The sequence below is a fragment of the Nocardia sp. NPDC004568 genome (genome assembly GCF_040609955.1).
Classification (GTDB): domain Bacteria; phylum Actinomycetota; class Actinomycetes; order Mycobacteriales; family Mycobacteriaceae; genus Nocardia.
The window spans coordinates 62,239-70,574 of record NZ_JBEXLL010000028.1 but is presented as its reverse complement, the minus strand read 5'-3'; the positions used below and the strand labels follow the sequence as shown (position 1 = coordinate 70,574).

The window sequence follows — 8,336 nt, the reverse complement described above, 5'->3', positions numbered from 1 at the left end:
GATCATCGTCATATTTTTTTGGATCCGGATCCGGATGCGGGGTCGTCGTTCGGTGAGCGGTCGCGGTTGTTCGGGTTGGCTCGGTCGAGTTGGGCGGATTATGATCGTTCGTTGATCAGTGCTGGTGGCGGCGTCTACGACCGCACCGTGAAATCGGTGCCCATCAGTCCGCAGGCCCGGGCGGCGCTCGGTCTGCCCGACGATGTGGTGAAACTTTCCCCACCCGAATTGATCCGCGCCATTCTGCTCGCCCCGGTGCAATTGCTCTGGAACGGCGGTATCGGCACCTATATCAAGGCGAGTGGCGAATCCAATGCCGACGCCGGGGACAAGTCCAACGACGCGGTCCGGGTGAATGCGGACCAGCTCCGGGTGAAGGTGATCGGTGAGGGCGGTAATCTCGGCGTGACGGCGCTGGGGCGTATCGAGTTCTGCCGTAACGGTGGGAAGATGAACACCGACGCGCTGGACAATTCCGCGGGTGTGGATTGCTCGGACCACGAGGTGAACATCAAGGTTCTGCTCGACGGTGTGGTGTCGGCGGGCGAACTCGATATCGCGGACCGTAATCCGTTGCTCGCGGAAATGACCGACGAGGTCGCCGAATTGGTGCTGCGCGACAATATCTCGCAGAACTTCGTGATGGGCATATCCCGGGCGGAGTCGGCGCGCATGCTCAATGTGCACCGGCGTCTCATCGAAGAGCTCGAGACCGAGCGCGGACTCGACCGGCAACTCGAGGCGCTCCCCACCGACGCCGTGCTCAAGCGCCGGCTCGAGGAGGGCACCGGGCTGGCCTCTCCGGAACTCGCGAATCTGCTCGCCCACGTGAAGTTGGCGCTCAAGGCGGACCTGCTGGCCGGTGACCTGCCCGACAGCGCGTTCTTCGCCGCCCGGTTGCCCGAGTACTTCCCGACCCCGTTGCGGGAACGGTTCGGCGCCGCGATCAAGAAACACCGTCTGCGCCGGGAGATCGTCACCACCATGATCGCCAACGAGGTGGTGGACTACGGCGGCGTCACCTACACATTCCGGCTGGGCGAGGAGATCGGCGCCACCGCGACCGATACCGTGCGCGCCTTCGCGGCGGTCACCGATATCTTCGGCCTGCACGCTGTCTGGGAGCGGATCCGGGCCGCCGATACGACGGTGGGCGTGCGGGACCAGCTCGAGCTGGAGACCAAACGGACCCTGGACCGGGCGTCGCGCTGGTTGCTCACCAACCGCCCGCAGCCCATCGCCGTCGGGGCCGAGATCAACCGGTATCGGGTGGGCGTGCGCGAACTCGCACCGAAGGTGCCGGGCTGGTTGCGCGGGCACCACGTCACCACCCTCACCGATCAGGCCGCCGATCTGGTCGCGCACGGGGCGCCGCTGGATCTGGCGACCGAGGTCTTCGGACTGCTGCATCTGTTCCCGCTGCTCGACGTCATCGATATCGCCGATATCACCGACCGCTCGGGCGAGGAGGTCGGCGCTCTGTACTACGCGCTGAACGAGCATCTCAAGATCGACTGGCTGCTGGAGGCCGTCAGCCATCTGGAACGTGGCGACCGCTGGCACGCGCTGGCCCGGCTCGCGCTGCGCGACGATATGTACAGTTCGCTGCGGTCGCTCACCCTCGACGTACTCTCCGGCGGCGACCCAGAGGAGAGCGCGGACGAGAAGATTGCATACTGGGAGTCCAAGAATCAGTCCCGGCTCGGCCGCGCTCGCGCGGCGCTGGCGGAACTGTTCGAGTCCGGAACCCACGATCTCGCCACGCTGTCGGTTGCGGCGCGGCAGGTGCGCAGCATGGTGAGTGGGGTGGGCGCCCAATCGGAGGTACCACGGTGACGAACGCTGTTCCCCGCAACGGAACGAGTCCGGATGTGGAGGTACCCGCTGCGACTTCGTCGCGGCGGTTCCACACCGCTGTGCACGTGCGTTGGTCCGATATGGACGTTTTCCAGCACGTCAACCACGCCCGGATGGTGACGTTGCTGGAGGAGGCGCGAATCCCCTGGCTGTTCGAAGACGACCGGCCGACCGTCGGGCTGCGCGACGGATGTGTACTCGCGGATCTGCACGTGCGGTATCGGGGGCAGCTGCGCCACGAAGACACGCCGCTGGATATATCCATGTGGATCGAACAGTTGCGGGCGGTGGATTTCACCGTGGCCTACGAGGTCCGGGCGGCGGGTGCCGCGCCCGACTCGCCCGCCGCGGTCACCGCGACCACTCAGCTGGCGGCGTTCGATATCCGGACCCAGCGGCTGCGCCGGCTCACCGGACCCGAGCGCGACTATCTCGCCCAGTGGCTGACCGCATGAGCGAGTCGGGCCCGGAGGCGGTAGCGAAGCGTGACCACGCACGGCCCTCGTTCGTGCTCGATGGACACGGCGTGCGCGAGCCGGCGGTTCCGGTTCGATCGTGACAACCGACCAGCGGGTCCTGACCGTCGCGGACCCGGCAGAACGCGAGAATCTGGCCACCTTCCTCGCCCGGGCCCAGCGACTGGATCCGGCGGTGGTGGTCCGGCTGCGGCGGCGCGGCGCGGGGCTGGTGGCGGCCTGGGTCGCCACCGGCTTCGAGGCTCTGGCGACCCGCACGGTCGCCGCCGACCTGGCCGCCGACGATGTGACGGTGGGTGCGGACACCGTGCTGACCGGATTGACCACACCGGGCCCGATCGATCTGGGCTACTCCCTCGATTCGGCGTGGCGGGGCGCGCTGCCGCCGGACAGCGGTTTCGGGCATATCGATGATCTGCCCGCCCGAACCCTGGTCGAACTCGCCGAACGCGGGGCCGATCTGGCGAAGGAACACGGCTCCGGGCACGGGCCACCGGCGTCACTGCTCGATCAGACCGTGTTGACCGTCTCCGCGGCGCAGGTACGCGTCCAGGTACCGATGCGGGTCGTCTTCGCGCTCACCGCCATGGACTTCATCCCCCACGCGGGCGAGCGGGCCGATTCCGGGCGGATTCCTCCGGGCGAACTGGTCCGGGTGCGCGCCAGTAACACCTGGCTGCGATTGGACGCCCGCTACGGGTCGGTCGCCCGCCGGCGAACCGGCGGGCTCTCGCTCACCCCGGCGACGGGAACCTGACACCGCTGCGCACGCCGCGGTGCCACCGCGGCGTCAGGCCGCGCCCTCGCCGAGGTATTGCAGCCAGACCGGGTCCAGTTCGTTGACCGTGGACAGCAGACGCCAATGCGGCCCCTTCGGGGATATCAGGGGTGCACGCAGCGTCCAGCCCAGTTCGCTGAGCAGTTTGTCGGCCTTGCGATGGTTACAGGGTGCGCAGCTGGCCACACAGTTCTCCCAGCTGTGTTCGCCGCCGCGGCTGCGCGGGATGACGTGATCGATGGTTTCGGCCTTGCCGCCGCAATACCCGCAGCGGTACCGGTCCCGCTGCATGAGTGCCGCCCGCGTCATCGGGACGCGGGCACGGTAGGGAACCCGGACGTAGGTGCGCAACCGGATGACCGACGGGATGGTGACGGCGGCCCCGGCCGAGTGCAGGACGGGCCCGGTGGGGTCGTGATGTACCGCGTCGGCCTTGTCACAGACCAGTAGCACGATCGCGCGGCGGGCGGTCAGCGCGGTGAGCGGTTCGTAGGTGGCGTTGAGGAGCAGGACGCGGCGCTTCAACCAGCTGATCGGCTGCGGCGCGGCGAGGTATGGAGCGGATTCGCTCCCGGTGAGGGAATCGGAACGAGCGGCGGTATCGGCGGTGTGCCGGTCGACCGCGTGATCGGACACCAGTTGCAGCGGAGGAGCCCCCGACCCACGAGCGTGGACGTCGGCGGGCTTCAGTTGTCGGTGGCGTATCGCCTCCGGTGATCGGGCGCCGGTCCGTTGCTTCATGTCGACCCCAAATTCTGCGTTTCAAGATCATGTGGTATCTCGGCGGAGACAGAACCCAGTTGACCATGGAAAGCCCCGCAGCGCACGGTTATTTTGCACAATGGCCGGTTAACTGTCGCTGAAGCCACTCCCGGCGGTCACCGAGCCGGAAACACCAGGTGCGAGCGGTCGCGCCCGCCGGAGGCCCGGCGAATCTGCGAACCCGGGCCGGCCCGGGCACAATGGACGGCGCATCCGGCGAAACGAGAGGGTTCATGACTTCGGGTAATGCGGCTTCGGGCACTCCGGCGGGCGAACAGGCCACGCGCTCCTTCTACGAGGTCGTCGGTGGGGAGGACACCTTTCACCGGCTGGTGGCCGTTTTCTATCGTGAGGTCGCCGCCGACGAGGTGCTGCGCCCCCTGTATCCGGAAGAAGACCTGGGCCCGGCCGAACGGCGCCTGCGGATGTTCCTGGAGCAGTATTGGGGCGGCCCCCGCACCTACTCCGACGAACGTGGCCACCCGCGCCTGCGGATGCGGCACATGCCGTTCCAGATCGGTCCGGTGCAGCGGGACGCCTGGTTGCGCTGTATGCGCATCGCGGTCGCCGAGATCGAACCGGAAGTACTCGACGACGAGCATCGGCGCCAGCTGCTGGACTACTTGGAAATGGCGGCGAACTCGCTGGTCAACGCCGCCTGGTGAGCTTTGTTTCTCGGCGCGCCTCCGGCGCGCGGGTCGAGGCCCTCTTGGTCTCGCCGTTTCGGCCTCGGGACTCGCGCTTCGCGCACGCGATATGCGGTGGGCCGTTCATAGAGTGCGACCGTCGAGCACCTTCGGCCCCGGGGCGAGACGGGCCTCCACCCTGTGAGGTGTCTCGCAGAGCTCGACGCGGGTGGTCGCGTCGGTCAACCGAGGCTTGAATCCGGGTGTGACCTCGGGGTATGGGTGGTGTAACCGGTGACACGGCCCATCCCTCGGTGAACTACTACAGAGGATCGTCTACCTTTAGGGCGTGAGCATTCTCGAGACGGTGGCGATTTTCGCCGGTATCCCACTGGGGATCTACCTCATAATCGCTGGTTTGTCGTATCTCGGTAAGCCGCTGCCCGGTGAGAAGCCGGTCCACTTCGATATGAGCAAGAAGTGGACGGCCGCGCCGGTGCTGTGGAGTGCCACCGACGAGGTGACCGGTCGCGGTCACTCCTATGACGCCGGTGAGTCGTCGCACGGCTCGCATGTGGCGTTCGATGCCCTCGAGGCACCCAAGGAAGCGCTGATCGGAGGCCGGGCAAGTGGCAAGTACTAAGTGGCCCGCGGTGGTCGAGTCCGAACTGCCGCGTGGATACGCGCTCACCAGCAGCGGTCGGGTCTCCGGTGTGCACGAGGCCGGTGACGTGTTCAAAGAGGCGCCGTTCGACAACAACGAGCGGCTGGCCATGGACAATGTGCTCACCGAGGCCACCCGGGCGACCAAGGTCCGCTTCAACGTTTTCATCGGCGATCTCGGTGTGGATTCCGCGGCCGCCGTGGACGCGCTGTTCCCCACCACTCCGGAGGCGGCGCGTTCGGTGCTCATCGCCGTCTCCCCGAACGACCACGCCGTGGAGGTCCGTTCCGGCCGGGATGTGGCCGAGCGCGCGAACGACCGGGTGTGCCAGCTCGGGGTCACCGCCGCGTTGAGTTCGCTGCGGCAGGGTGAGCTGATCGACGGATTGATCTCGGCGGTGCGGGTGATGGCCGCGGCCATCGGCCGCTGACCTTTGCCGGTCGACGGCCGGGAGCGCTCGCCACAACGACAACGGCGCGTCCACCGGGTAGGTGGACGCGCCGTTGGCTGTTCCGAGTCAGGAGATATCGAAGGCGCGGGCGCGCAGAGAGCGTTCGACTCCCGCTTTGCCCTCGCTCACCAGGCGCCGCAGGGCCGGCGGGTGATCGGCGGCGAGGAATTCGTCGGCCCGGGCCACGGCCTCGTCGCTGATATCCCAGGCCGGGTACAGCCCGACCACCACCGTCTGTGCGACCTCACTGGACCGGCGTTCCCAGACCGCGGGGATCTCGTCGAAGTACCGCGCCACGAACGGCGCCAGCAGGTTGTCCTGCCCGGCCGGCGCGAAACCGCCGACGATGGACCGCGCGGTGATATTGGGGACCGAATCGTCGCCGATCACCTTTTCCCACGCGGATTCCTTCACCTGCGGCAGCGGTCGCGCGGTGGCCGCGGTGGCCGCGTGGCGCCGGCCGGCCGCTGTTTCGTCATTGCGCAGTTCGGCGTCGATGGCGGGGGTGTCGGGGCCGTCGGCATCGATTTCCCCGGCCGCGGCGAGCGCGGTGACCAGCCGCCAGCGCAGATCGGTGTCGACGGTCAGGCCGGCCAGGCCGACGGCCGCCGGGTCGCCGTCGAGCAGTTCGCGCAGTACCTCGCTGTGCCAGGCGGCCAGCTTCGCGCCGGTGAGGGCGTTGACGAAGGCGAGCTGATGGTCGGACCCGGGCGCCGCTTCGCGCGCCAGTTCCAGCAGCCGGTTGGCGTATTCGGGCCAGCCGGTGGTCTCGGCCCAGGCCGGGTCGGCGTAGCTGCGCAGGGTGGTGTTGGCCTGCATGAGCAGTCGCTGCACCACCCCGATCTCGGTTTCCGCGCCGATGCCGCGCTGGACCAGCGCGACGAAATCGCGGGCGCGGAACTCGGCCTGCCGGGTCATCTCCCAGGCCGCGGACCAGGCCAGGGTGCGGGGGAGGGGATCGGCGATATCGCCGATCCGGTTCACCAGCACATCGAGCGAGTCGGCGTCGAGGCGGACCGAGCAGTAGGTGAGATCATCATCGTTGACCAGGACGAACTTCCCGCGTTCGGTACCGATCAGATCGGCGACCTCGGTGCGTTCGGCGGCGTCGAGGTCCAGTTCCACCCGCCGGGTGCGGACCAGTTTGCCGTCGCGGTCGTCGTAGACGCCGACGGCCAGCCGGTGTACGCGCCGTTCCCCCGCGCCGGGCGCCGCGCCCTCCTGGACCACCGCGAAGGAGGTGAACCTGCCGTCCGCGTCGACCTCGAATTCGGGCCGCAGGATATTGAGGCCGGTGGTCTTCAGCCACTGAGCGCCCCAGGTGGACAGGTCACGACCCGAGGATTTCTCCAGCGCCGCCAGCAGATCGTCGAAGGTGGCGTTGCCGTAGGCGTGGTCGGCGAAGTAGGCGCGCAGCCCGGCCAGGAACGGTTCCAGCCCGACATAGGCCACGAGCTGCTTGAGCACGCTCGCGCCCTTGGCGTAGGTGATGCCGTCGAAGTTCACCTCCACCGCGGCCAGGTCGGGGATATCGGCGGCGATGGGATGGGTGGAGGGCAGCTGATCCTGCCGGTACGCCCACGATTTCTCGACATTGGCGAAGGTGGTCCAGGCGCTGGTGTACTCGGTGGCCTCGGCCTGGCACAGCACCGACGCGAACGTCGCGAAGGATTCGTTGAGCCACAGGTCGTCCCACCACTTCATGGTGACCAGATCGCCGAACCACATATGCGCCATCTCGTGCAGCACGGTTTCCGCGCGCCGCTCGTAGGAGGCCCGGGTGACCTTGGACCTGAACACGTAGTCCTCGAGGAAGGTGACCGCGCCCGCGTTCTCCATGGCGCCGGCGTTGAACTCCGGCACGAACAGCTGATCGTATTTCCCGAACGCGTAGGGGACGCCGAAATTCTTGTGGTAGAAGCCGAAACCCTGCTTGGTCTCGGTGAACAGCCGGTCGGCGTCCATATGCTCGGCCAGTGAGGCCCGGCAGTAGATGCCCAGCGGGATATCGCCGTGGTCGTCGGTGTAGGTATCGGTCCATTCGGCGTAGGGACCGGCGATGAGCGCCACCAGGTAGGTGCTCATGAGCGGTGTGGTGGCGAACCGGTGCTTCCCGCCGTCCGCCGTGCCGGCGCCGTTGGAGATCACCTTCCAGTCCGCCGGCGCGGTGACCTCGATATCGAAGGTGGCCTTGAGATCGGGCTGGTCGAAGCAGGCGAACATCCGTTTGGCGTCGGCGGTCTCGAACTGGGAGTACAGGTAGACCGCGTCGTCGGCGGGATCGACGAACCGGTGCAGGCCCTCACCGGTGTGGGAGTACTCGCAGTCGGCCTCCACCACTAGTTCGTTGCGCTCGGCGAGGTCGGTGAGGGTGAGGCCGGTGGCTTCGTCGTAGCCGGCGATATCGAGCGGGGTGCCGTTGAGCACCGCCGAACGCACTCCCCGGGCGACGATATCGACGAAGGTGGACGCACCGGGCTTCGCGGTGAAGGTGACGGTGCTGCGCGACAGAAACGTTTGTTCGCCCGGTTTCCCCGCCCCGTCGGTCAGATCGAGTTCGATGCGGTAGTTCTCGACCGAGACGACCTCGGCGCGTTCGATCGCCTGTTCGCGGGTGAGGTTCGGTGCGGACATCGGGCTCCTTCGAGGACACGAGTGCAACGGGCACGGGCGTTGTCCACAATGCCACGCCGGTAAGGTTGCCCGCGCGGGAGTCGATCCC

At 67.6% G+C, this 8,336-nt stretch carries 8 protein-coding genes; 6 read left to right on the top strand and 2 right to left on the bottom strand.

Going from position 1 to position 8,336, the window contains the following annotated elements; genetic code table 11:
* From ABZV91_RS15390 to ABZV91_RS15380, 3 genes are all read left to right on the top strand, one after another.
* Positions 1-1,836 (top strand): NAD-glutamate dehydrogenase domain-containing protein (locus ABZV91_RS15390; protein WP_355241164.1); only part of this gene is annotated, 1,836 nt, incomplete at its 5' end.
* A gap of 35 nt (positions 1,837-1,871) precedes the next feature.
* Positions 1,872-2,312 carry a thioesterase family protein gene (locus tag ABZV91_RS15385; protein ID WP_355241173.1) on the top strand — a complete coding sequence of 147 codons (441 nt, stop codon included), beginning with the start codon at positions 1,872-1,874 and terminating at the stop codon, positions 2,310-2,312.
* 100 nt (positions 2,313-2,412) lie between these two features.
* Positions 2,413-3,090: a hypothetical protein gene (locus ABZV91_RS15380; RefSeq protein WP_355241161.1), complete on the top strand. Its 678-nt coding sequence runs from the start codon at positions 2,413-2,415 to the stop codon at positions 3,088-3,090.
* Positions 3,091-3,123: 33 nt separating this feature from the next.
* On the opposite strand, the gene ABZV91_RS15375 is transcribed toward ABZV91_RS15380, so the two are convergent.
* On the bottom strand, positions 3,124-3,852 hold the full coding sequence (locus ABZV91_RS15375; RefSeq protein WP_355241158.1) for an HNH endonuclease: 729 nt from the start codon (positions 3,850-3,852) through the stop codon (positions 3,124-3,126).
* 254 nt (positions 3,853-4,106) lie between these two features.
* On the opposite strand from ABZV91_RS15375, the gene ABZV91_RS15370 reads away from it, so the two are divergent.
* From ABZV91_RS15370 to ABZV91_RS15360, 3 genes are all read left to right on the top strand, one after another.
* Complete coding sequence (locus ABZV91_RS15370) at positions 4,107-4,538, top strand: globin (RefSeq protein ID WP_355241155.1); 432 nt, start codon at positions 4,107-4,109, stop codon at positions 4,536-4,538.
* Between the two features lie 310 nt (positions 4,539-4,848).
* Positions 4,849-5,142, top strand: coding sequence for a hypothetical protein (locus tag ABZV91_RS15365; protein ID WP_355241152.1), 294 nt, complete (start codon positions 4,849-4,851; stop codon positions 5,140-5,142).
* Positions 5,129-5,593 (top strand): DUF5130 domain-containing protein, encoded by a 465-nt coding sequence (locus tag ABZV91_RS15360; RefSeq protein ID WP_355241149.1) that lies wholly within the window; start codon positions 5,129-5,131, stop codon positions 5,591-5,593. Before ABZV91_RS15365 ends, ABZV91_RS15360 begins: the two co-directional genes overlap by 14 nt.
* A gap of 87 nt (positions 5,594-5,680) precedes the next feature.
* Here the strand turns inward: ABZV91_RS15360 and pepN are convergent, their stop codons facing one another.
* Positions 5,681-8,248, bottom strand: coding sequence for an aminopeptidase N (gene pepN, locus ABZV91_RS15355; protein WP_355241146.1), 2,568 nt, complete (start codon positions 8,246-8,248; stop codon positions 5,681-5,683).
* Positions 8,249-8,336 lie beyond the last annotated feature (88 nt).

Excerpts from the sequence above, each read along its gene's own strand:
- ABZV91_RS15375 (WP_355241158.1), bottom strand. The coding sequence starts at position 3,852 with ATGAAGCAACGGACCGGCGCCCGATCACCGGAGGCGATACGCCACCGA.
- ABZV91_RS15370 (WP_355241155.1), top strand. The coding sequence starts at position 4,107 with ATGACTTCGGGTAATGCGGCTTCGGGCACTCCGGCGGGCGAACAGGCC.
- pepN (WP_355241146.1), bottom strand. The coding sequence starts at position 8,248 with ATGTCCGCACCGAACCTCACCCGCGAACAGGCGATCGAACGCGCCGAG.